At 60.7% G+C, this 22,646-nt stretch carries 22 protein-coding genes; 15 read left to right on the forward strand and 7 right to left on the reverse strand.

The features are described from left to right. Nucleotides 1-342 precede the first annotated feature (342 nt). The 5 genes from ACOYW2_RS20200 to ACOYW2_RS20220 all read right to left on the reverse strand — a co-directional run bounded on the left by ACOYW2_RS20200 (nucleotide 343) and on the right by ACOYW2_RS20220 (nucleotide 4,864). Nucleotides 343-1,482 carry an efflux RND transporter periplasmic adaptor subunit gene (locus ACOYW2_RS20200; protein WP_482767738.1) on the reverse strand — a complete coding sequence of 380 codons (1,140 nt, stop codon included), beginning with the start codon at nucleotides 1,480-1,482 and terminating at the stop codon, nucleotides 343-345. A gap of 41 nt (nucleotides 1,483-1,523) precedes the next feature. After that, a complete protein-coding gene (locus ACOYW2_RS20205; RefSeq protein ID WP_482767739.1) occupies nucleotides 1,524-2,948 on the reverse strand; it encodes an efflux transporter outer membrane subunit in 1,425 nt (474 codons plus the stop codon). After that, nucleotides 2,945-3,205: a hypothetical protein gene (locus ACOYW2_RS20210; RefSeq protein WP_482419745.1), complete on the reverse strand. Its 261-nt coding sequence runs from the start codon at nucleotides 3,203-3,205 to the stop codon at nucleotides 2,945-2,947. The genes ACOYW2_RS20205 and ACOYW2_RS20210 overlap by 4 nt, the downstream gene beginning before the upstream one ends. After that, complete coding sequence (locus tag ACOYW2_RS20215) at nucleotides 3,202-3,600, reverse strand: TetR/AcrR family transcriptional regulator (RefSeq protein ID WP_482767740.1); 399 nt, start codon at nucleotides 3,598-3,600, stop codon at nucleotides 3,202-3,204. The genes ACOYW2_RS20210 and ACOYW2_RS20215 overlap by 4 nt, the downstream gene beginning before the upstream one ends. Before the next feature lie 424 nt (nucleotides 3,601-4,024). Beyond that, nucleotides 4,025-4,864, reverse strand: a complete 840-nt coding sequence (locus tag ACOYW2_RS20220) for an HAD hydrolase family protein (RefSeq protein ID WP_482767741.1) — start codon at nucleotides 4,862-4,864, stop codon at nucleotides 4,025-4,027. A gap of 315 nt (nucleotides 4,865-5,179) precedes the next feature. On the opposite strand from ACOYW2_RS20220, the gene ACOYW2_RS20225 reads away from it, so the two are divergent. From ACOYW2_RS20225 to ACOYW2_RS20270, 10 genes are all read left to right on the forward strand, one after another. Further along, nucleotides 5,180-6,400 (forward strand): AAA family ATPase, encoded by a 1,221-nt coding sequence (locus tag ACOYW2_RS20225; protein WP_482767742.1) that lies wholly within the window; start codon nucleotides 5,180-5,182, stop codon nucleotides 6,398-6,400. A gap of 708 nt (nucleotides 6,401-7,108) precedes the next feature. Then, nucleotides 7,109-8,110 (forward strand): TgpA N-terminal domain-containing protein, encoded by a 1,002-nt coding sequence (locus tag ACOYW2_RS20230; RefSeq protein ID WP_482767744.1) that lies wholly within the window; start codon nucleotides 7,109-7,111, stop codon nucleotides 8,108-8,110. A 99-nt stretch (nucleotides 8,111-8,209) separates the two neighbouring features. Next, nucleotides 8,210-9,142 (forward strand): DUF4129 domain-containing transglutaminase family protein, encoded by a 933-nt coding sequence (locus ACOYW2_RS20235; protein WP_482771063.1) that lies wholly within the window; start codon nucleotides 8,210-8,212, stop codon nucleotides 9,140-9,142. 132 nt (nucleotides 9,143-9,274) lie between these two features. Next, nucleotides 9,275-9,595, forward strand: a complete 321-nt coding sequence (locus tag ACOYW2_RS20240) for a YggL 50S ribosome-binding family protein (protein WP_180139396.1) — start codon at nucleotides 9,275-9,277, stop codon at nucleotides 9,593-9,595. Between the two features lie 609 nt (nucleotides 9,596-10,204). Beyond that, nucleotides 10,205-11,170, forward strand: a complete 966-nt coding sequence (locus tag ACOYW2_RS20245) for an ABC transporter substrate-binding protein (RefSeq protein ID WP_482767745.1) — start codon at nucleotides 10,205-10,207, stop codon at nucleotides 11,168-11,170. A gap of 10 nt (nucleotides 11,171-11,180) precedes the next feature. Further along, complete coding sequence (locus ACOYW2_RS20250; protein ID WP_482767746.1) at nucleotides 11,181-11,987, forward strand: ABC transporter ATP-binding protein; 807 nt, start codon at nucleotides 11,181-11,183, stop codon at nucleotides 11,985-11,987. Further along, nucleotides 11,984-12,733, forward strand: a complete 750-nt coding sequence (locus tag ACOYW2_RS20255) for an ABC transporter permease (protein ID WP_482767747.1) — start codon at nucleotides 11,984-11,986, stop codon at nucleotides 12,731-12,733. The genes ACOYW2_RS20250 and ACOYW2_RS20255 overlap by 4 nt, the downstream gene beginning before the upstream one ends. A gap of 75 nt (nucleotides 12,734-12,808) precedes the next feature. Next, a complete protein-coding gene (locus ACOYW2_RS20260) occupies nucleotides 12,809-12,970 on the forward strand; it encodes a hypothetical protein (RefSeq protein ID WP_482767748.1) in 162 nt (53 codons plus the stop codon). 269 nt (nucleotides 12,971-13,239) lie between these two features. Then, nucleotides 13,240-14,130 carry a 1,4-dihydroxy-2-naphthoate octaprenyltransferase gene (gene menA, locus ACOYW2_RS20265; protein ID WP_482767749.1) on the forward strand — a complete coding sequence of 297 codons (891 nt, stop codon included), beginning with the start codon at nucleotides 13,240-13,242 and terminating at the stop codon, nucleotides 14,128-14,130. Nucleotides 14,131-15,128: 998 nt separating this feature from the next. After that, a complete protein-coding gene (locus ACOYW2_RS20270) occupies nucleotides 15,129-16,766 on the forward strand; it encodes a glutamate synthase-related protein (protein WP_482417807.1) in 1,638 nt (545 codons plus the stop codon). A 76-nt stretch (nucleotides 16,767-16,842) separates the two neighbouring features. Here ACOYW2_RS20270 and ACOYW2_RS20275 read toward each other — a convergent pair whose 3' ends face one another. After that, a complete protein-coding gene (locus ACOYW2_RS20275; RefSeq protein WP_482767750.1) occupies nucleotides 16,843-17,475 on the reverse strand; it encodes a hypothetical protein in 633 nt (210 codons plus the stop codon). A gap of 271 nt (nucleotides 17,476-17,746) precedes the next feature. Here ACOYW2_RS20275 and cysC point away from each other — a divergent pair, with 271 nt between their 5' ends. The 3 genes from cysC (at nucleotide 17,747) to ACOYW2_RS20290 (ending at nucleotide 19,923) form a co-directional block, all read left to right on the forward strand. Beyond that, entirely contained in the window at nucleotides 17,747-18,343 is a 597-nt protein-coding gene (gene cysC, locus ACOYW2_RS20280) for an adenylyl-sulfate kinase (RefSeq protein ID WP_482767751.1), read from the forward strand. 1 nt (nucleotide 18,344) lies between these two features. Then, nucleotides 18,345-19,253, forward strand: a complete 909-nt coding sequence (locus ACOYW2_RS20285; protein WP_482767752.1) for an EamA family transporter — start codon at nucleotides 18,345-18,347, stop codon at nucleotides 19,251-19,253. Between the two features lie 100 nt (nucleotides 19,254-19,353). After that, nucleotides 19,354-19,923 (forward strand): phosphoribosyltransferase, encoded by a 570-nt coding sequence (locus ACOYW2_RS20290; protein ID WP_180139322.1) that lies wholly within the window; start codon nucleotides 19,354-19,356, stop codon nucleotides 19,921-19,923. Between the two features lie 87 nt (nucleotides 19,924-20,010). Here the strand turns inward: ACOYW2_RS20290 and ACOYW2_RS20295 are convergent, their stop codons facing one another. Next, nucleotides 20,011-20,511 (reverse strand): GNAT family N-acetyltransferase, encoded by a 501-nt coding sequence (locus ACOYW2_RS20295; RefSeq protein WP_482767753.1) that lies wholly within the window; start codon nucleotides 20,509-20,511, stop codon nucleotides 20,011-20,013. Nucleotides 20,512-20,776: 265 nt separating this feature from the next. Here ACOYW2_RS20295 and ACOYW2_RS20300 point away from each other — a divergent pair, with 265 nt between their 5' ends. Both ACOYW2_RS20300 and ACOYW2_RS20305 read left to right on the forward strand, forming a co-directional pair. Then, complete coding sequence (locus ACOYW2_RS20300; RefSeq protein WP_482767754.1) at nucleotides 20,777-21,316, forward strand: phosphatase PAP2 family protein; 540 nt, start codon at nucleotides 20,777-20,779, stop codon at nucleotides 21,314-21,316. After that, nucleotides 21,313-22,632: a glycosyltransferase family protein gene (locus tag ACOYW2_RS20305; RefSeq protein ID WP_482767755.1), complete on the forward strand. Its 1,320-nt coding sequence runs from the start codon at nucleotides 21,313-21,315 to the stop codon at nucleotides 22,630-22,632. Before ACOYW2_RS20300 ends, ACOYW2_RS20305 begins: the two co-directional genes overlap by 4 nt. Nucleotides 22,633-22,646 lie beyond the last annotated feature (14 nt).

Raw genomic sequence — 22,646 nt, forward strand, 5'->3', positions numbered from 1 at the left:
GTGGACACCATACTGACGTTTTCGGTGCATTCGCGTGGGGTATGACATATGGCAACCGATTTTGCTGCAAAGACCTATGTCATTCGCCTGAAAACCCCATGCCCTTCATGGGGTTTTCGCTTGGCTCTAAGCGGAATAACTCCGGCGGCTCCGCCCGAGGCTTTTTTTTGAGGGGGATGGTTACCAAACATTCTTCTTTGTGGACCACCCCGCACAAACCATGGGCATTCATATCGGGCAAAGCCCCTCAGCGAATGGAATCGGCCTGAGGAACGAAGGCCGGGAGCATTCGCAATACTGGGGTGCAGGGGATGTATCCCCTGCCCGCCGGAGGCACCCCGATCAGGGCGCTGCCTGCCACTGCCTCAGCTTCATGCCCGGGGCGGCCCCGGCAACCCCGGAGGTAATGGCCAGCTCACCTTCCGCAAGGGGACCTGTGACAATGGCCCGGGCCTTGCGGCGCCACACCACGGTCACCTCCCGCACGGACAGGGTGCTTTCCGGGGTGAGGACATAGACCCATTTGCCGTCCACCAGGGCTTCAAGGGGAATGGAGAAACCGGAGGCAATGGGCCTGCCCGTCAGCTCCACCCCCACGTACATCTCGGGGACCACGGCGGCCACCTCATCCTTAAAAGGGGCTTCCACCCTCACCAGGAGCCGTGCCATGCGGCCGTCCGGGTCCACGTCGGCCAGGCGCCTCACCAGGCGTCCGGTGCGAAGGGCCTTTTCTTTACCCGCCGTCAGGCTCACCCGGACCTCGTGTTGCTCCGGGTCCACCCAGGCCAGCTCTTCGGCTGTCACCGGCACCACCACGTCCATGCGGTCCGAGGCCAGGAGGCGGGCCACAGTCATGCCCTGGGAGACAAACTGGCCCGGGGCCACGGTTTCGGCAAGGACCCGGCAGGCAAAGGGGGCCTTCACCGTGCAGCGCGCGATATCCAGGCGCCGTGCCGCAAGATCGGCCTTTGCCCCTTCAAGCTGGGCTTTGGCAGACGCCAGCTGAGGTTCATAGAGCAAGAGGGGGGAAGGAGTCATGCCCTCACGGCCCGGCATCCGCTCCCACTCCAGCTTGGCGGACCGGGCCTTGGAGCGCACCTCGGCCAGGGCCAGAGCGGCCTGGGCCACCTGGGATTCGGCCTTGACAGCGGCCAGGCGGTAGTCTTCGTCATCCAGGGTGAACAACACCTCCCCTGCGACAAAGGACTTGCCCACTTCCATGTGATCCGCCGTCACATACCCCGACACCCTGGGCACCACGTCCATCTGCTGGAAGGGCACCACCGTGCCCTGGGTCACGATGCGCACCCGCCCTTCGGCGCGGGTGACGGGCACGGTCTCCACCAGCTGGCCCCGCTCTTCGGCCGTGGTCCTCTCCGGTGCCCGTTTCAGGTGGATCATCACACGCATCACCAGAAACCCCGCCACCAGGATCACCAGGGGCAGGATCCATTTCAGCCGCGGGCGCCAGTTTTGTCCCATGGTTCTCTCCTTGCTCGACCGCCGTTCATCTTCCATGACCATTACTCCGTTTCTCTGTGTGTCGTCACATACGTCTCAACCCATGTGTCGCTGAAAGACCCTCCCAAAGCACGGGCCAGGCCGATGCGGTTGGACAGGAGAAGGCGCCGGCTGGTTGCCAGGCGGCTCCGGGCTTCATTTTCCGCGATACGCGCGATCATCAGGGTCAGGTAATCCGAGGCGCCTTCCAGATACCGGCTGGTCACGTAAGCCGTGGTGGCCGATGAGGCATCCAGGGACTCCTTGAGGCGGGCGTCTTCCCGCTCGCCGTTGCGGCACCGGGTGAGGGCGTCCGCCGCTTCGGTGAAGGCGGTAAGGGCCGTGGTACGGTACCGGGCCAGGGCATCGTCAAAGGCAGCCCTGTCGGCCTCCACCAGGGACTTTCGCCGTCCCCAGTCGATGAGGGGGGCCAGGAGCTCACCGCCGATGTTCCACACCGGGCCGCTGTTGGACCCCGCTTCCCAGCCGTCTCCGGCCCTGCCGTACCCGGCCGTGAGGCTGAAGGTGGGAAACCGGTCCGCCAGAGAGACGGCAACGGCCTCATCGGCCTTCATCACATCCAGCATGGCACGGACCATATCGGGTCGTCCGAGGATCAGGCGTGATGAAAGGGGATCCCGGGCCAGGGGAGCCATGGTGGGAAGGGGCTTGTCCGATATTCCGGGGACAACGGCCTCAAGGCCGCCGGGTTTGCGATTGAGCAGGGCAGACAGGGCATGGTCGGCCACAGCCACGTCGGTGCGGTACCTGGCAAGGGTCACCTCATCCACGGCCAGCTCGGTGCGGGTGTCGTAGACATCCCGGGCCGTGGCCGTGCCCTGGCCGTAACGCCACTCAATCATCTCCAGCAGCTCCCGGCGCAGGGCCACCCGCTCTTCGGACAGATCCTGCTGCACCTGACGCTCAAGGCGGAGGTACCAGGTGTCCGCCACCTGAGCCGATACGGTCACAAGGGCTTCGGAAAGGGAGGCAAGGGAGGCTTCCCGATCCAGGGCCCGCTGATTTTCAAGGGCCTGCCTGCCGCCCCAGAGGTCCAGCTCGTAGGAGGCCGCCGCCGAGAGGTTCCAGGAGTTGGAGATCCCGGCCATGAACCCTTCGGTGCGGGCGCGGCCCGCAGAACCGGTGAGATTGACCCCGGGAAGATCCGCCGCTTTTTGCGCCCCCAGCAGCGCATCAGCCTTTCGCACGTTGGCCGCGGCTCTATCCAGGGTGGGGTTCTCCTCCAGGGCCGTCTCCACCAGCGTATTCAAAGTCTCGTCTTCCAGAAAAAGCCACCAGTCCACCTCCGGGCGCGGGGTTTTATCCCCTGCCTCCCGTAAATCCGAGGCCTCCTCGGCCAGGGCCCCGGGCGCTGTCCGGTCATGGACGGAGCAGCCTGAAAGGATCCCCAGGCCAAGGGCCAGAACCATCATCCATCTTCGTTTCATGTGTCCTCCATGCCCCGTGTAACAAAATCGATGAGGGAGTCCACCACCTCGTCTTCGGGAATGGCCGTGGTCAATTCCTTCGGGCAGGAGTCCGTCTGGTGCCCGCGCACCGCATGGATCGCGTGCTGCATGGCCCCCAGGGACATCCGTAACCTCAAGACCACCTCCTCTTCGGGCAGGTTCGGGAGGGCCTCCCAGAGGGTCTCTAAGTACTGCTTGAGAAGGGGCTCGATCAACGGGCCCACACGTTCCATCATGGCCCCTTTGTGCTCAGAGCTAGACGCGGCTCATAATAAACTGGCTGGACAACCGCCCGGAGGGTGGGCTCGATAAGGGCCGTCATCACCGCCCGCACCGACGGACGCTCACCGGCCTCAGTCGCCTCGGCCCTGACGGCATCCAGCCGGGCCAGCCGAATGGCGTTGAGGGGCTCAAGGCGCCTTCGGAGCACCGCGTCCATGAGGTTCTCCTTGCTGCCAAAGTGGTAATTCACCGACGCGACATTGACCCCGGCGCGCTCGGTAATCTGCCTGAGGGAGGTACCGTGAAACCCCAGCTCCGCAAAAAACGACTCCGCTGCGTCCAGAATATTTGCCTTGGTCTCTTCCACCGCCATCTCTCGTCTCCTCTTCCAGTTATCCGCTTCAACCACACCATATCCCGGCATGTTTTCGATTCTGACTCAGCTTAATTCAAACATATGTTTAAATCAACTGTTCATTTCAAACAAATGTTTAAAAAACTCTTTTGTAACGATCAAGGGAGACGAAGGGCAAAGCCGACAAAGGCCCGCAAGACGGCAGGACATGTGCATGCCAGGGCACACGTATCGGAACTCATCTGAATAGAACCGGAAGAGATATGAAAAGAACCAGAGCAGCCCCCGCCCGCAACCACGGACCGTGAAGGCTCTTTTAGAATAAGGAGGACGGAGGGTGGTGCAAACCCCAGACCGAATATTTCACGGGTCGAGCAGAAAACGGTGAATTACATGGTGGGTTTTTGAAATACCTCAACAATCGGCGGCCCTCACCCACCTGCTCTTATTTGGTGGTTTGCGTATGACATATCCCGGGTCAGCAGGAGCGGAAAAGTAACGCGCCCAGCGACCGATAGGCCTCGGAGACCCCGCAGGTGTCGTTGTCGGAAACAGAGGCAAAGCAGGCTTTCAGGTCGTCCGGCGCGTTGGCCACCACAAACCCCTTGCCCGACCAGTGAAGGAGGTCTTCGTCATTGTAGTCGTTGCCCACGGCCATGGTCTGAGAGGGGCAAACCCCGCATTGCTCGGCAAGAAAGGAGACCGCCTCGCTCTTGCAGATCCCCTTGGGGAACACCTCCAGCCAAGTGCTGGTGCCGTCAAAGGGCGAGGTGGTGCGGATCACGGTGAAATCGGCCAGAGCCTCGGTGATTTCGGCAAACAGAGAGCTGGCGCGAACCTCCCGGGTAATGGCCAGGAACTGGGAGGCCGGGCCGGAAAAGTGCCCGTTGATGGGCTCGGAAAACCCGTCGTAAAAGGAGAGACGGGTATCGAAGTCGGGGTTCTCCGGGGCGTGCCGGTGGTAGACAAAGCGATGTCCCTCGGGCACGGCCCCGTGGACCATGTAATCCAGGCCAAAGGAATCAAAGACGCCCTTGATGCACAGGCAGGCCTCATGGGAGAGGCTCGCCTCCCGGATCATGTTGGCCGCCGGATCGGGATAGCGGGCAATACCCACCCCGGTGGAGAAGACAAGGTAGTCCACGGGCAGATCCGCAGGGGCGGCCTTCATGAAGGAGTACAGATTTCGCCCCGTGGCGATGACGCGGATGATGCCCTGCTCACCCAGCCGCCGAAGGCTCTCGAGATCCTCATCCGCCACCGTGCGGTCGCTGCGGAACAGGGTCCCGTCAAAATCCGTAATCATCATGCGCTGCATGGGCCGTTCCTTTTTCCTTTCCAGGTTTCATGGCATGGGGCCCCACAAGACGGCCCCATCAAACGTCATAGCGTACCATGAAACATCTCGCGTCTCAATCAACGACAAACCGCTCGCCCGAAGAGCCCCCGGAAAGCCGGAAAGATTTGACGAAGGCACCGTCAACCACGTATCATCAAAAAATTGATACCCTTTCGTACCGGATCACCACCTGTGGTCATCCCCGTTGAAGGAGATCAGCACCCAACGCCTTCTGGAACCATGCCAAACGCAACCGGGCCCCGGCCCGCCTGATACAATGATATAAAGGCCGCCATGAAAAAAGCCTTTGACGACATCATCTCCGCCATGAGCAGGGTGGTTTTCGGCAAAACCCACGAGGTAAAACTTGCCATCACCTGCCTCTTTGCCGGTGGACACCTCCTCATCGAAGACCGGCCGGGCATCGGCAAGACCACCCTTGCCAAGGCCCTCTCCCGCTGCCTGGGGCTTGGCTTCACCCGGATGCAGTACACCAGCGACATGCTCCCCGGCGACCTCCTGGGGGTCTCCATCTTCGACCAAGCCAGCGGCAGCTTCGTCTTTCACAAGGGGCCGATCTTTACCCAGGTGCTCCTGGCCGATGAGATCAACCGCGCTACCCCCAAGAGCCAGAGCGCCCTTCTGGAGGCCATGGAAGAGTGGCAGGTCACCGTTGAGGGCAACAGCTACCCCCTGGCCAAGCCCTTTTTCGTCATCGCCACCCAGAACCCCCTGGAGCAGTCCGGCACCTTTCCCCTGCCCGAGTCCCAGCTCGACCGGTTCCTCATGCGAATCAGCGTGGGGTATCCGGACCGCAAAGCCGAACGCGAACTCCTTGAAACCGGGAACCGAAAGCACGCCATTGAAAAAATCAGGCCGGTGCTGAACACCGAGCAGGTCATGACCATTCGAAGCAGCATCGCCGCCATCCATGTCTCCGCCGCTTTTCTGGACTACGTGCAGGACCTCCTTGACTTCACCCGGAACGCCCCCCACTTCACCCACGGTCTCTCCCCCCGGGCCGGGCTGGCCATCCTCCACGCCACCCGCTCTTGGGCCTGCCTCAACGGCAGGGACCACGTGATCCCCGAAGACCTCCAGGCTGTCTTCCCCTACATCGCCGGACACCGGCTCCAGTCCCGGGAGACGCGGTCCGAATACTCCTTCCGGCAGCTCCAGGACCTGCTCATGGAGGTCCCGTCCCGTGAGAGTCGCCGCGGCAAACGCCCTGCTCCGGTTCACCTCCCGGGGACCCCGACGGCCCCTTCCCCTTGGGATCAGGGCCCTGCGCATTTACATCCTCCCCACGGGCCGGGGACTCCTTTTTGCCTGCGCGGTGACAGCCATGATCGGGGGGGCCCTGAACTACACCAACAACCCCGGGTTTCTCTTTGCCTTTCTCCTGGCCTCCATGGCCCTGATGTCCACCCTCTACACCCAGAAAAACATCAAGGTGCTCACCCTGGTATCGGAAAAGCACGTCCCTGTCTTTGCGGGCAAGCCCCTCTGGTTTGAGCTGGCCGTCAAAGCCGATGCAGCCCCCCGCTACAGGGTCTCGGCAGGCTTTAAAAACCAGGGACGCGTTGTGCGGGACATCCCGGCAGGGGAAACCGTCACCTTCCGCCTGCCCCTTGAGACCCTGACGCGAGGACGCTTCCGGCCCCCGCCCCTCGTCGTGGAGTCCACTTACCCCTTCGGACTCTTCCGCACCTGGGTAAGCATCCGGCTGGACACCCACTGCCTTGTCTTTCCCGCGCCCCTGCCCCATGCCTTTGAAACGGCCGCAGCCCCTACCCCTGGGCAAGGCGCAGGCACCTCTCCCCACTCCGAGACCGGCGACTTCAGGGAACTCAAGACCTATCGGCCGGGGGACCCCGGAAGCCGAATTGCCTGGAAGCCCCTGGCCCGGGGCCAGGGACTCTGGACCAAATCCTTTGAGGCAGAGCAGAACCACGCCGTGACCCTCTCCTGGGACCTCATCCGGACAACAGGAACCGAAGCCCGCATCAGCCACCTCTGCCACCTGGTGCTGGAAGCCCACCGGCAAGGAATCCCTTACGGCCTTTCGGCCCCGGGCATAGCCATCACTCCGGGTGCCCCGGCCAGCGTCCCCCATCGGGACCAATGCCTCACCGCCCTGGCCATGATGCCACCAAGCGATTAACAATAAGCGTGCCTCCGGCGTCGAGGTGAGCCACCTCGAAAGCATCTTGCCATGAGAACATGAAAGAAAGGGTTGGACCAACCACCGTGTCGACGTCTTCAACAAAAAAGGGCCGCCATCCCAGGGAAGAGGCGGTAAAAGGCACCCTGCCCCTGCTGGTGGCGGCCCTTGCGGCCGGGCTGATTCCCCACATGACCCACCTCAGCCCCTGGATCCCTGTCTGGTGTGTGGGGTTCTGGGGGTATGCGGTCCTGTCCGAGCCCAAGGGGTGGCCCCTGCCCCGGACCCTTTCCCGCGTGTGCCTCACCTTCCTGGGGTTTGCCTGCGTGTTTGTCTCCAGCAACGGGGTCATCGACAACCGCTTCGGGGCAAGCCTCCTGTGTGTCATGGCGGGTTTGAAGCCCCTGGAGACCCGGCGGGAGCGGGACCTGTTCATCGCCATTTTCATTGCCTATTTCATGGTGGTCTCCAGCCTCTTTTTCTCCGCCTCCCTTGTGATGACAGCGTACATGGTGGCGGCCATGATCCACATCACCGCCATCCTGCTGCGCATCAACTGCCCTGCGGTCCCCTTAAAAGAGGCCTTCAAGGTATCGGGGGCCATCACCGGCAAGGCAGTCCCCCTCACCCTGGTCCTCTTCTTCTTTTTCCCGCGCATCGACGGCAGCCTCTTCGGGATCACCGCCACCAGAAGCGCCTCCTCGGGGTTTTCAACCACCCTCTCCCCGGGCAGCGTCTCTCAGATGGTCAAAAGCCAGGCCCCTGTCTTCCGGGTAACCTTTGACGGAGTCATCCCCGCTTCGGACCAGCGCTACTTCCGGGGCATCGTCTTCCAGACCTTCAACGGCACCTCCTGGCGCGCCGCCATCCGCCCCCCATCGGGGGCAACGGTCAAAGGTTCCGGCCCCCTTGCGTCCTACGAAATCATGGTGGAAACCAAAAACACGGACCGTCTCTTTCCCCTGGACCTTCCCGTCACCCTGCCCAAGGGCACGGCACAGTTGGCGGACCACACCATGCAAAAGCCCAAGGGCGGCCTCGAGACGCCCTCCGGGTTTTGACTTCACCGCCTACACCACCGGGCCCTTTGCCCCCTGGGAAGCTGTGTTCACCCGCCTGCCCGCCGGGGGAAACCCCCAAAGCCGCCGCCTGGCCCGTCGCTGGCGGGCCCAGGCCACGGATGCCCGCCAGGTGGTGGACAGCGCTCTGGCCTATCTCGGCACCAACGGGTTGGTTACCTCCTCGCCTATTCTCCCGGGGAGAGGATCGACCGGTTCCTCTTTGACACCGACAGGCTTTGCGAACACTACGCCTCGGCCTTTGTCTTTCTCATGCGGGCCGCAGGGGTTCCGGCACGCATCGTGGGCGGCTACCTGGGCGGCACCGTCAACCCCATGGGCAACTACCTCATCGTCCGGCAGGCCGATGCCCACGCATGGGCGGAGGTCTGGCTTAAAGGACAGGGTTGGGTGCGGGTGGACCCCACGTCAGCCGTGGCCCCGGACCGAGTGGAGCGGGGGGCGGGCTTCGGGCTTCCCGAGGCGGACCGCCCCTCCTTTTTCATCGGCGACGGCGCCTCCTTCCTGGCCCGGGGGCTCCAGCGACTCAGCCTGGGGTGGGATGCACTCAACTACCACTGGGACACGCGGGTCATCGGGTACTCCGGCAGCCTCCAGGAGGCGTTCCTTAAAAAACTGGGCGCCTCGTCCCGATCCGCCAAAGGATGGGTTGCCGCCGCAGCCTGGGGGGTTGCCCTCTGCTGCGCTGTCTTTGGTCTGGCCTGGCTGATTCTGGAGCTGCGAAGCCGCACCAAAATCCCACCGGTACGGGCCAGCTGGGCGCTGTTTCAAAAGAAAATGGAAAAAGAACAAATCACCCGCCACCCGGCCACCGGCCCCCTGGACTTCCTCGACCGGATCAAGAAAGAGGCCCCCCACCTTTACCCCGAGGCCCGCAGGATCATCCGCCTTTATGTGGCCCTCACCTACGGCCCGGGTGGTGACAGCACCGAAAGGCCACAGGAACTGAGGCGGGCGGTGAACCGGTTCAACCCGCGCAAAATACGCCCCCGATCCCCCAAAACCGGGCCTTAGGAAAAGCAGCCCCCTAACGGATCGGCATCAAGCGATTTTTTGTATTGCGTCCCCTTTGAATTCGTGTAAGCTGGGGCGCCAATACAACACGACAACATGGGTAAACCATCAAATTAGGATAATGACACCACCATGAAAAAACGACTGAGAAAAAAACTGCACGTGGGTGAGTTCCAGGAGTTTGGCTTCAACCTCACCATCAAGTTCACCGACCAGAACACCAACGAGGCCCTGGACGCCTTTGTGGAGTCCTTTCTGGATGAAGTGATCGATCCCAACGGCCTGGATTTCGGCGGCGGCGGAGACCGTTTTGACTTTGCCGGTTTCGTGGTTCTGGCCACCCGCGGCAGCGTCACCGACGAGCACCGAGCCCTGGCAAACGCCTGGCTCGAAAAGCGCGACGAGGTCGTCTCCTTTGAGGTGGGCGAGCTGGTGGATGCCTGGTACCCTTAGGCCCACAAAAAAATAGGGCGAAGGCGCGATCATGGACGCCTTCGTCCGCCCTGACCTATTCAGGAACCGCACCTTCGCCCCGGGCCCGTCACAGGCCCATACCGTTCCATGGCTTCCCGGGCCGGCGTCGGGATCTCATCCCCTTCTCACCCGAGTCATCCGGCTCTCCCTCGCAAACCAGCCATGGCATCACAAAAAACTGCCCTTAAAAACAAAAAAACCACGAAATGATGACGGACCGCGCTCTCGCGATGCATCAGCCTTCGTGGCTTAAGATTAGCCGTTTCCAGCCCTTTCCGATTCGGGGCCAAAACGCATAAAGAACCATTTTTGCTTCTGAAACCTACAGGCTTCCGTTGCCTTCCTTCCTGTCACACCCCGCCACCCGTGTCAACCGTTTTTGCACAAAAACGACGATCACACCCCTTCAAATCAAAGCGCTTCACGACCTGCCACGCCCATCCCCCGGATCACCGAAGCGTGAAAACTGCGTGCGGGCAGGGTACGTTACCCCGTAAAAATCCTGTATACACCGTAAGGTTACGAGTAATGCAGTAAGGCGTTTTCCCCATGGGAACACCGCCTTTTCAATCCCATGCCATGAGGTCTATGATGAAAAAGCTCGCCATTGAGGCTGCCACCACCCTGTTCGCCCTGCTGGCACTGCTGTCGGTCTGCCCCACAGCCTCCGCAGCCCAGCAGCCCCCCACCCTGCGCATCGCCCTTTTGCCCATCCCCGATGTGCTGCCCGTGTTCGTGGCCGAGAAAAAGGGGTACTTCGAGGAGGCGGGCATCCGCGTGGAGACCCTCCCCGTGGGCAGCGCCCTGGAACGGGACCAGCTCATGCAGGCGGGCCGCATCGACGCCATGGTCAACGAAATCTCGGGCACGGCAAGCTTCAACCGGGAGACGGTGCGCATGAAGATCGTGGCCGTGGCCCGGGCACCCAAGGGGAGTTCGCCCCTTTTTCGCATCCTCTCCAGCCCCGGCTCAAAGATCACCACCCCGGAGCAGCTTGCAGGGGTTCCCATTGCCGTTTCCAAACACACCGTCATCGAGTACCTCACGGACCGGCTCCTGGGCGACAGCGGGCTCTCTGCCAAAGAGATCGTCAAAAAATCGGTGCCTGTCCTGCCCGAGCGCATGCAGCTGCTCCTCTCCGGACAGATCAAGGCAGCCACCCTGCCCGATCCCCTGGCCTTTGCCGCCATGAAGGCCGGTGCCCATGTGGTGATGGACGACACCCGCGCCCCCCTGTACAGCGCAAGCGTCCTCTCCGTCAGCGCCGAAGCCTGGACCGGCAACGAACAGGCGGTGGGGGCCTTTGTGGACGCCTGGATGAAGGCTGCCCAAGACATCAACGCCGACCCGGAGAGTTTCCGTCCCCTGATGCTTAAAAACATCCGGGTCCCCAAGAACGTCCGCCAGAGCTTTGTCATTCCGCCCTTTCCCGTCAACACCGTGCCATCAAAGGCACAGTGGGACGATGTCATGGCCTGGATGACGGAAAAAGGCATCCTCAAAAAACCCGTCGCCTACGGCACCTCCGTTGTGACCGGCCGTTTCAAGGAGTAAGGCGAGACCTGTGACACCTCCCATCATCGACATAGAGACCCTGGGCTTCCGCTACCGGGACCGAGCCCCCATCTTTGAGGATTTTTCTCTCACCATCCGCCAGGGCGAGGCGTGGAGTGTCATCGGCCCCTCGGGCTGCGGCAAGACCACCCTGCTCTACCTCATGGCCGGGCTGACCCGGCCAGACTCAGGGGTGATCCGCGTGGGGGGCGCTCCCATTGAGCGACCCCGGCCCCGCACGGGCCTGGTCCTCCAGGACCACGGGCTCCTGCCCTGGGCCACGGTGGAAGAGAACACGAAGCTGGGGTTCAAGATCCGCGGGTTTTACGGTCCCGACGGCAAACACAGCCCCGAAGACGCCAAAAAAGACCCCGAGGCCGAAGAGGCCCTGACCCGCCACTGGCTCTCCTGGCTCGGCATCGATCACGTGCGGGAAAAATACCCCGCAGAGCTCTCCCGAGGCCAGCGCCAGCGGGCCGCCATTGCCCGAACCCTGGTCCTCTCACCGGACCTCCTCCTCATGGACGAGCCCTTTTCCGCCCTGGACGCCCCCATCCGTGAAGAGCTCCAGCGGGTGATGAACCGCTTTCACCGGGAGACCGGGCTCACGAGCCTCACCGTCACCCACGACATCGAAGAGGCCGTGGTCCTGGGCGAAAAAATTCTCGTCCTGTCCGACACCGTGAACCAAACGCCCACCATCGTGGACAATCCCCACGCCGGAGACCCCGACCTGCGCATGGGCAGAAAGTTCCTGGACCAGTGCAGCGCCCTGCGCGCCCTCATCGAAACCCGGTCCCGAAAGGAGGAGCCATGAGCCAGACACGTCGGCGCTCCACCCCCATGGGAACCCTTCTGGGCAGCCTCACCCTGCTCCTGCTCTGGCAGGTGGCCTCCATGCTCCTTGCCCGGCCCATCCTGCCGCCCCCCACCGTGGTGGTACCCCTCTTTCTCAAGGCCCTGCCCGGAGAACTGGGTCTCCACCTTCTGGCCAGCACAGCGCGGGTCCTGGCCGCCATCCTCCTGGCCGTCATCACGGCAGCGCCCCTGGGCCTGGCCCTGGGTCAGCTGCCCAAACTCGACCGCATCGTCGGGCCCCTGGTGGCCATCATCTACCCCATCCCCAAGATCATCTTCCTGCCGGTGATCTACGTGCTGCTGGGGATCACCGATCTCTCCAAAATAACCCTCATCGCCTTTATCATCTTCTTCCAGATCCTGGTGGTGGTAAGGGACGAAGCCGCAGGGCTCCGGCGCGAGCTCATCATCTCGGTGCGCTCCCTGGGCGCGGGACGACGGGCCCTCTTCCGCTACGTCTACCTGCCCGCCTCCATCCCCGCAGTGCTGACGGCCCTGAGGGTCTCGGTGGGCACGGCCGTGGCCGTCCTCTTCATCGCCGAACAGTCCCTCACCAGCTGGGGGCTCGGCTACTACATCGTGGTGGAGACCTACCAGGTCCTCATGTACCCGGAGATGTACACAGGCATCATGGCCATGGGCCTTTTGGGCGCGGCCCTCTATGTCCTGATCCATACCATCGAACGAAGGTACGCAAAGGGGTAAGAAGCAGACGGAATTCAGCCTCCGGCGGCCCTGCCGTGGCTGAAAAAGTTTGACAAAACAGGTCTTACAACCGACATGGACAGACCGAAAGCTATCGACAAGCGGGCTGTTTTAACCCGGATATTTCATGAAAAAGCAGCCAGCCCCGAAAAGAAAAGAGCTATTATTTCGGATATCTACAATAAAAATATTAGCTATTTTGAAAATACAAAATGTAAATCGCCGTTTGCTGTTTGATTTTCTCACCCTTCGGGCGGGCCGAGTGCACCCACCTTCTGCGTTATCAGAGCCTTGAGGTAAACCACTACATCTGCAGCTCTGATGCCTTGAATATGGGTGCACTCGACTCGTGAAATATCCGGGTTAACATAACGCACATGCATCGTCTTCAGCTGCCCAGCCCCGTCGGGGCTGGGCAGCTGAAGACGATGCAATCGAAAAGTTTTTGCGGAGCTTTTTTCAAAAAGCGACCCGCCGGAGGCATTTTTTATATAAAGGAGTTCCCCATGTCTGTCGTTCAAACCCTTACTGCATCCCCCTGGTTCCTTGCCATCCGGCCCAAAACCCTTCCCGCTTCAGCGGCTCCGGTTATCGTGGGTACGGCCTGTGCCATGGGCGACAACGCCTTTGCCTTTCTCCCGGCCCTGGCTGCCCTTTTCGGGGCCATGTTCCTTCAGGTGGCGGTGAACCTGGCCAATGACTACTTTGACAACAAGCACGGCATCGACTCGGAAAAGCGCATGGGGCCTGTGCGGGTAACCCAGAGTGGCCTCATCGCACCGAACCGGGTCCTGGCCGCCATGGTGCTCTGCCTGGTGCTGGCCACTGTCACGGGGATCTACCTGGTGGCCCGGGGCGGCCTGCCCATTGTGGTCATCGGCGTGCTGTGCATCCTCTCCACCCTGGCATACAGCGGAGGGCCTGCCCATCGCCTCCAACGGCCTCAGGTCGCTTTTTTGCCTTTCTCTTTTTCGGACCGGTGGCGGTGCTGCGGCACCTATTACGTCCAGGCCCTTGCCATGGGCCCCCGGCCCCTCATCGCCTCCATCCCTGCAGGCCTCCTGGTGGCGGCCATCATGAACGTCAACAACCTCCGGGACATCCCCACGGACTCCGTGGCAGGCAAACGGACCCTTGCCGTTCGCATGGGGCGCGGCATGAGCTCCGTCTTCTGCGGACTCCTTGTCCTCATCCCGTTTTTCATGCTGCCCCTGCTCTTCCTCTCCGGCTTCATGGGCGCTGCGGGCTTCCTGGCTCTGGGAGCCTCTCCCATGGTGCTGCCTATTATAAAGGATCTCTTCCACACCAAGGGCCCCGCCCTGAACGAGACCCTGGCGTCAACGGCCAGGCTCTCGGTGGTCTTTTCCCTGCTCTTCTCTGTGGGCCTTGCCGTATAAGATAAGGCCGCACCCCCAAAACGGCAGTCTTCGGGGGCTGTTCCTGTGCATGGCCACGCTACAAAAGGCCTTTTCAGCAGAACAGCCCCCTTTGCCTTTTTCCTTACCCAACCCGTATAAAGGTGAAACGCCCGCCGTTTCAGGAGCCAGGGGCGTTCTCCGCGCACCCCGCCCTGCTGCCGGAACTCACCGAACCACAGAAAGCCCCCCGTCATTTCAACTCAAATCGCAGAAACACACCCCGAACATTCCTTTTCGCGAATATTATTCAGTTCAGTTTCGCGATTGACGCAGAACAGGCAAAAGGCAGCGAATCGGCGAACCGTTCCCTTGACCGAACAACACTGTTTCTCACATATGTGATATATCAGATATCAAATAAATTCAGAGCATTCCCGTCCGACAGCCAGGGTACCAACCCTGGACCAACGACTGAATTTTACGTCAACGTCAGTTCACGGCGCGAAAAAAATGAGCATGGACCTCTTTGTATTATTCGGCTGATCCTCATAAAGCCCGAATAAAATTCGGAGCGGTCTCCCCCCTTTTTATAAGTCATTCTAAAACTTATCGCAGGTAAATTACTTCAACCCATTTTTTTGCGGATTTTGCGCCTACTCCATTGCCCGATCCCTTGGAATATCTCGCTCAATTTTTTCTTGAACTGTCATATAAACTGTGTTTTGGTTCGATCTTAACGGTCAAACTAATAATACAAAGCGCTACACTGAATGTTTTGCGCCTTTGCTGAGTTCTCCTGAACAGCCAGAGACGTCCCCGGATAAAATCTGCCCAGGATCACGAACCGAGCATGCGATCTCATTTGCTTGCCATTGTACTCTCTATTAATCAAGGACTGCGATACCTGAGCAGGTATTTACATTCAGAACGCTGTGACCGAGCGCGTGAACATCACGCTGCATACAGAACATGCCATCCGCATCACGATAATTTTGATTTGACATATTTTTAAGATCACTTTGAGAAGGAGAATTGTCATGCGTTTTGCCAAAAACAACGATGTACTCGGAACCGTAAACCGTGGAAACCCCGCTGAATCAGGACTTTGCACCCTTTGCCGCGCCGACTGTCAGGGCAAATGCGAGACCTGGCTCTCCAGCATGGTCGGCCGTAAACTCCTTTACCCCCGTGATTTCGGTGTGGTCACCGCTGGTGCCAACAACACCACCCACCTGGGCGTCTCCTACAACTCCCTGCGAATCCAGGGCTACGCGTACGGCGCCATGGGCCTCAACGGCACCCTTACCAACGACCCGGACGACTGCATCTTCCCCAACGTGGACCTGACCACCGAGTTCGGTAACGAAATCAAGACCAAGTGCCGCATGCCCCTGATGACCGGTGCCCTGGGTTCCACCTTCATTGCCGCCAAATACTGGGACTCCTTTGCCATCGGCTGCGCCCTGACCGGTATTCCCATCGTCGTCGGCGAAAACGTCGTGGGCGTGGACCAGAAGTCCATCATCGAAAACGGCAAGGTCATCAACTCCCCTGAGCTGGACCGCCGCATCGAAACCTACCTGCGTTACTATGACGGCTACGGCGCCATCATCGTTCAGCTCAACGTGGAAGACACCCGTAACGGCGTGGCCGAGTACGTTGCAGAGAAGTACGGTGACAAGTGCATCATCGAGCTCAAGTGGGGCCAGGGCGCCAAGGACATCGGCGGCGAGATCCAGGTCTCCAGCCTCGATTACGCCACCTTCCTTAAAGAGCGTGGCTACGTGGTTGACCCCAACCCCCTCCTTCCCGAAGTTCAGGAAGCATTCAAGAGCGGTGCCATCAAGTCCTTTGCCCGACACAGCCGCCTCGGTGGAACCAACCTCAACAGCGTAGAGCTCGTTCGCGAAGACTTCATGAAGAGCGTGGACTACCTCCGCAGCCTCGGCTTTGCCCGCATCTCCCTGAAGACCGGTTCCTACGGTATGGAAGAGCTGGCCATGGCCATCAAGTTCGCCTCCGAAGCCAAGCTCGACCTGCTTACCATCGACGGTTCCGGCGGCGGCACCGGCATGAGCCCCTGGAACATGATGCAGAGCTGGGGCGTTCCCTCCATCAACCTCCACGCCAAGGCCTACGAATACGCTGCGGCACTGGCTGCCAACGGCCAGGACGTTGTGGACATCTCCTTTGCTGGCGGTTTTGCCCTGGAAGACAGCATCTACAAGGGCCTGGCCCTGGGTGCCCCCTTCACCAAGCTCATCTGCATGGGTCGTGCCCTCATGGTTCCCGGTTTCCTCGGGGCCAACATCGAAGGTGCCATCCACCACGAGCGCAAGGAAAATGTCAACGGCAACTGGGATGCACTTCCCAAGACCGTTACCCAGTTCGGCACCACCCCCCAGGAGATCTTCTCCTGCTACTACGACATCGAAAAGAAAGTGGGCAAAGAGGAGATGGAAAACATCCCCTACGGCGCCATGGCCATCTGGACCCTCGCCGACAAGCTCGGCTGCGGCATCCAGCAGCTCATGGCAGGTGCCCGTCGTTTCTCCATGGACACCCTGACCCGAAACGACATCTTCGCAGCCAACCGCGAGACCGCCGAAGAGACAGGTATCCTGCACATCTCGGACATCAACGACCAGTCTGCCAAGAAAATCCTTCTGGGATAATCTCCCTGGCAGGCGGCGCGTTGTCGACCGCTGCATGATATAAAAAAAAGCCCCCGGTTTTCCGGGGGCTTTTTTGTTATGACAGGCACTCTGGCATGTCGGTGCGAAGTCCGGGCACGGCGTCGCGGGCCTCGGCAAGGGTCTCGGGGCGGGAGCGGTAGAGGGACGGATCCACCTGGGCGGCGCCGTTTTTAAGGTCGGTGAGGGGCCACCCGGCTGAGGAAAGACGGGCAAGGACAGTTGACGGGTCGCTGAGCATCTCGGCGTGGGGCACCAGCAGGATCTCGGAGTCGCCCCGGGCATTCACGTCCCGAACCACCTCCGCCACCAGCTCGTGGTATTTCTGAAGGACAAAGGGGGGACGGCGCCTGAACATCTTGAGGTAGCTCACCTCGATCTCCTTGGGATCCCGGGTCATAAAACAGATGCGATAGGGGTGGGCGGGCAGCCCCTTGAGCCGCCAGTGAAGCACCTTGATGAGCTGCCCTGAAAAAATCCCGGGAAAGCCGGGGTCATCGAACTCTTTGCGGCCCAGCTCGAAAAACCCTTCCGGGTTTGGGTGGTAATCCTCCCTGCCGTACTTTTCCCCCAGCACCTCATCTTTTTTCGAGTTGTACCGGGCCACCATGCCCGCCCCTTCAAGCACCTTCATCATCATGGAAGTCCCGGATCGCATGTATCCCGAGACAATATATACCGGCTCGTCCATTTCCCTCTCTCCTTGCCTGCGTCTACCCAAAAACCTTTCCAAGCCATCTGCTATAATACACCCCCAGGCCCCGGCGCCACCTTTCCGTCACATGTAATGACGGGACGCATCTGAAACCGCTCCCCATTCGCTATTTCCCACCCGCTATTCACTATTGACCATTCACTCCCCACCCCCCTTTTCCTATTTCCTCCCGCCCCGTCCGATGGTATGAACGGATCACCTAAGGCTATCCGGCCATTGCCCCGCCCAGACTCGTTAAGGAACTGTTATGACGACCCGAGTGTTCACCCACAACCACCCTGTCACCCCGGGGATGCGTGCGTCCCAAAAGGGGCATGCCCCCCTGCTCCTCTGGTTCACCGGTCTCAGCGCATCGGGAAAGTCCACGGTGGCTGGTCTTCTGGAGCAACGGCTCCATGACCACGGGGTCCACACCATCCTCCTTGACGGGGACAATGTCCGCTCCGGTCTCAACCAGGACCTGGGGCTCTCGCCTTCCGACCGCAAAGAGAACATCCGCCGTATCGGAGAGGTGGCAGGGCTCTTTCTGGATGCCGGGCTCGTCACCCTCTGCGCCTTTATCAGCCCGTACCATGCCGAACGAAACGCCCTGCGGGGAAAATTTCAAAACCGGTTCGTGGAGATCCACGTATCCACCCCCCTTGAGGTGTGCCGCACCCGAGACCCCAAAGGCCTCTACGTCAGAGCAGAACAGGGGGTCCTCACCGGCATGACCGGCCTGGACGCCCCCTACGAGCCCCCGGAAAATCCGGATCTGACCATCGACACCAGCACGCGTTCCCCCGAGGCCTGTGCCGACCTTCTCCTGAGCCAGATTCTCCCAATGCTGAAAAGGCAGCCCTGACATGGAATTCACCGCCGTTGCCCTCATCATTGTCTCTGCGTTTACCCATGCGGGATGGAACCTCTTGGGAAAACACGAGCACCCCTCCATCGCGTTTTTCCTGGTGGCCACCGTCATCGGCACCTTGGCCCTTTCGCCAGTGGTGCTGCCCGTGGTTCCCACCGTGCTGCGGTTTCCCCCGGCGGTCTGGATTCCGCTGACGGTGGGGGGGCTCTTCCAGTGCCTCTACTACACCAGCCTCTCTGCGGCCTATCGGTGCGGAGATCTCTCCGTGGTCTACCCCATTGCCCGGGCTTTTCCCCTGGTCTTTGTTGCCGCCGGGTCCTTTCTCCTGGGTCGGGGTGACGCCATCTCCGCCACCTGCCTTGCGGGCGGCGCCTTGATCATGGCGGGCTGCTTTGTGCTGCCCCAGGCCTCCTTTAAAGACATCCGTCCCGGGGGATATCTCAACCGCGCCTCGGCAACGGCCCTTGTGGTGGCCCTGTGCACCGTGGTCTACTCCCTGGCCGACGACCACTGCATCCGCCTGCTCTCCCCCCTGACGGACCAGGGCATCTCCTCCTTCAGGCTCTCCCTGCTCTACCTCCTCGTCCAGAACCTCACAAGTATCGGCTTTATGCTCCTTCTGGTCCTGCCAAGGGTAACGTCCCGAGGGCGTCTCCGGCACACGGTCACCCGGCGCCTCAAGAACGCCGCCGTCACCGGTATCGGCGTTTCCGGCACCTACAGCCTGGTGCTCACCGCCATGAACTTTGCCTCGGACGTCACCTACGTGGTGGCCTTCCGCCAGCTCAGCATCCCCCTGGGCGCCCTCATGGGCATGGGGATCCTCAAGGAGAGCCGCACCGCGCCGAAATTCACGGGCATTGCCATCATGTCCGTGGGGCTTGTTCTCGTGGCTGCGGGATGATTCTTCAGTGGAAATCCTGACAAAAACCCTGTATGACTGCGCCAAACACGCTTAAATCAGGGAATGACAGGGCTCTTTTTTATAAAACCGGGGAGTTCACATGAGCCAGGTTAACGAAAAAATTTTTATCGACGCCCTCCAGATGGAACGGGACTGCTGGGGATTTGCCAAGAAAATTTTCACGGCAGGGGAAGATTTTGAGATCCTCTCGGGCATCACGCGGGGCGGGGCCCAGATCTGTATCTACATGCAGGAGGTCTTTGGCCTCCTTTCCGGAACCCCCAAGGAGTTCACCACCATCCACGCCCAGTCCTACACGGGCATCGCCCAGGCCGGTGAGGTTCTGGTAGAGAACCTGGACTCTTTGAAGCGCCGCATGGAAAAGGGCAAGCGCCTTCTCATCGTGGACGACATCTTCGACCGCGGAAAAACCTTCAAGGCGGTATACGAGCGCGTTCTGGACGAGGTGGAGTGCAACCCCGAAGACGTGAAAATGGCGGCCCTCTACTACAAGCCGGAAAACACCCAGGTGGACATCACCCCCCACTTTCATTACCGCAAATACGCCTCCCAGGACTGGCTGGTCCTCCCCCACGAGCTGGAAGCCCTCTCCAAGGAGGAGCTCGCCGCCAAGGGATTCATCTTCCCGGATCCGGCCAAGGGCAAGTAGCCCAACCTCCGGCTCAAACGCAGAAAAGCGGACCCCATACGGGGCCCGCTTTTTTTGTTTTCCAAGGGCATGGGAGCTCTATATACCCTACACCGTCACCGGCACCCAGCGCTTCATAAAACACACCTCAAACGGCAGGTGGTCAAAACGCTTCACCGACTCCGTCTCAAAGCCAAGGGACCGATACCAGGCCTTCAACTCGGCAAACTCTGAAATGATGCCGATGCCCAGGGTATCGACGCCCAGGTTGGCTGCCTCCCCCAGGGCATGGGCAACAAGGCGGATACCTGCTCCGCAGCGCCTCCTGTGGGGAAGAACCGATAACCTCTCCACGTACATTTCCTGATCCGACGCCCGTTCCAGGGCCATGCACCCTGAAGGAGAGCCGTCGGTATCCAGGAAAAAGTACCTCACGCCCCGTTGAAAATCAGCCTGAACCCACGAGTCCAGGCAAAAGGAGGGGTGCTTGGGACAATTTTCCTTTGTAAGGTCAAAACGCTCTGCAACGTCCCAGTGGGAGAGGCGTATCATGTCGGCGAGGGTATCTGCATCCTGCACGCGGGCTTCTCGAATTGTCATCTCTGCCATCACGTTTTCTCCGTAGTCATCTCAGCCTGAAAATCCGTATCGCCCTTTATCATGCGCCTGGGCGCCCCCTTTGTCCAAACCTTTTCACACGTCTCTTCCGTGTGTTACCCCAGGGGATACAGAGCTGGATGGCCACAGCCACGGCACACCCCGATGGCTTTTTATTTTCTCCGATGCAAGGCAACAGAACCCTCACGTCCCCGACACACAACCGAAACAGGGATGTCTTTAAAATACATGCAACCACTCATCAAGGAGGCCATGTATGAGCACGCTCATCAAGACGTTCACAACCTGTGACGTGAGACTCTTCCTCTGGATTGTCCAAAGGCCCCGTGCCCAGCGTATCGCCGGGGTGTTCCGCTGGATCTCCCGGCTGGGGGACGGCTACCTCTACCTTGCCGCAGGATTGGGCCTTGCGCTCTTCGAGCCTGTAAGAGGACCCTACTTTCTTGCGGCCGGGCTCCTGGCCTTTGCCCTTGAGCTGCCCCTCTACCTGTTCCTGAAGCACACCATCCGAAGGCCCCGGCCCAACCACGCCCTGGGCCAGGTGTCAGCCTTCATCACCCCGTCGGATACCTTCAGCTTTCCATCGGGCCACAGCGCCGCCGCCTTTGTCACGGCCACCCTGGTGGGACACGTCTACCCCGCCTTCATGATCCCGGCCCTGGGCCTGGCCTTTCTCATCTCCCTGTCGCGGGTGGTCCTGCGGGTCCACTACCCCACGGACATCCTGGCGGGCATGACCCTGGGGATCAGCAGCGCCGTCTCCGCCCTTCTCCTGATGCCGGGAGGGACCCCGTGAAGATCTTTTACGGTGTCCAGGCCACGGGAAACGGTCACATCACCCGAGCCCGAATCCTGGGTCGTGCCCTTGAAGCGGCAGGAGCAAACGTTACCTGGCTCTTCTCCGGCAGGCCGCCGGAAAAACTCTTCGACATGGAGGCCTTTGGTCACTACCGGGCCTGCAAAGGGCTTACCTTTACCACGGTAAAAGGACGCATCGACCCGCTGAAGACAGCGGCCAACCTTTCGTTTCCCACCTTTTTCCGGGATGTCCGCGCCCTGGACCTGTCTGGTTTTGACCGCATCATCAGCGACTTTGAACCGGTCACGGCCTGGCATTGCCGCTTCCATGGCCTGCCGTGCCTGGGCATCTCCCACCAAAACGCCTTTGCCGACCCCGTCCCCGTGGAAGGAGCCCGGCCCCTGCAGCGCCTTGTCATGAGATACTTTGCCCCCTGCACCACCTCCGTGGGCCTGCACTGGCATCCCTATGCCCCGCACATCCTGCCCCCCATCATCGACACAGCCCACTCCGCGGCTCCGCCGGACCCAGGAAAAATTCTGGTCTACCTGCCCTTTGAAGAACGCCGCGCCGTTGAGAAGGTCCTTGCCCAGGCAGGACAGGCCCGGTACACGGTCTATTGCGACATCAACGCCCCCCGGGACCAGGGAAACCTGCACCTCCGCCCCTTCAGCCGCACAGGGTTCCAAAAAGATCTTGCCACCTGCCAGGGGGTGATCAGCAGCGCGGGGTTTGAGCTTGCAAGCGAAGCGATTCACCTGGGCAAAAAGCTCCTGGTGGAACGAGACCCGACAGCCAGATGGAGCAGCTCTCCAACGCCAGGGTCCTTGAACTCCTTGGCTTTGCGACTCGCATGGAACGCCTTGCCCCACGCACCGTCACAGCGTGGCTGGATGCCCCCATGCCCACCCCCCGTCCCTTTCCCGACACGGCATCGGAGCTGGCCCACTGGATCACCCGCGGCTGCACCGAAAAAATCGATATTCTCTCACGGCGCCTCTGGGCACGCGCAACCCGCAGTGATCCCCTTCGGGCCATGGACCGGCCCACCGGCCGTCACACCAACCCGCCCCTCCCTGCCCGGGGATTCACGGCCTGAAGTCCCCTTAGCCCGGATATTTCATCATCAAAGAAGGAACATTTTGCCGCCTTGCACCCCCGCCCAGCCAACCGGTCTCCGGTGCCCCCCTTTACATTGTCCTAAACCTGCCCTATATTTATCCATTCGAGCAACAACACCACTGGTTGATGCGGTTGTTGGAAACGTCACCGCCAGCCGACGACACGGCGTGCGGGCACGGATGAAAAAGTAACGGGCAACTATACA

Source organism: Desulfoluna sp. CLI2B (assembly GCF_056847375.1).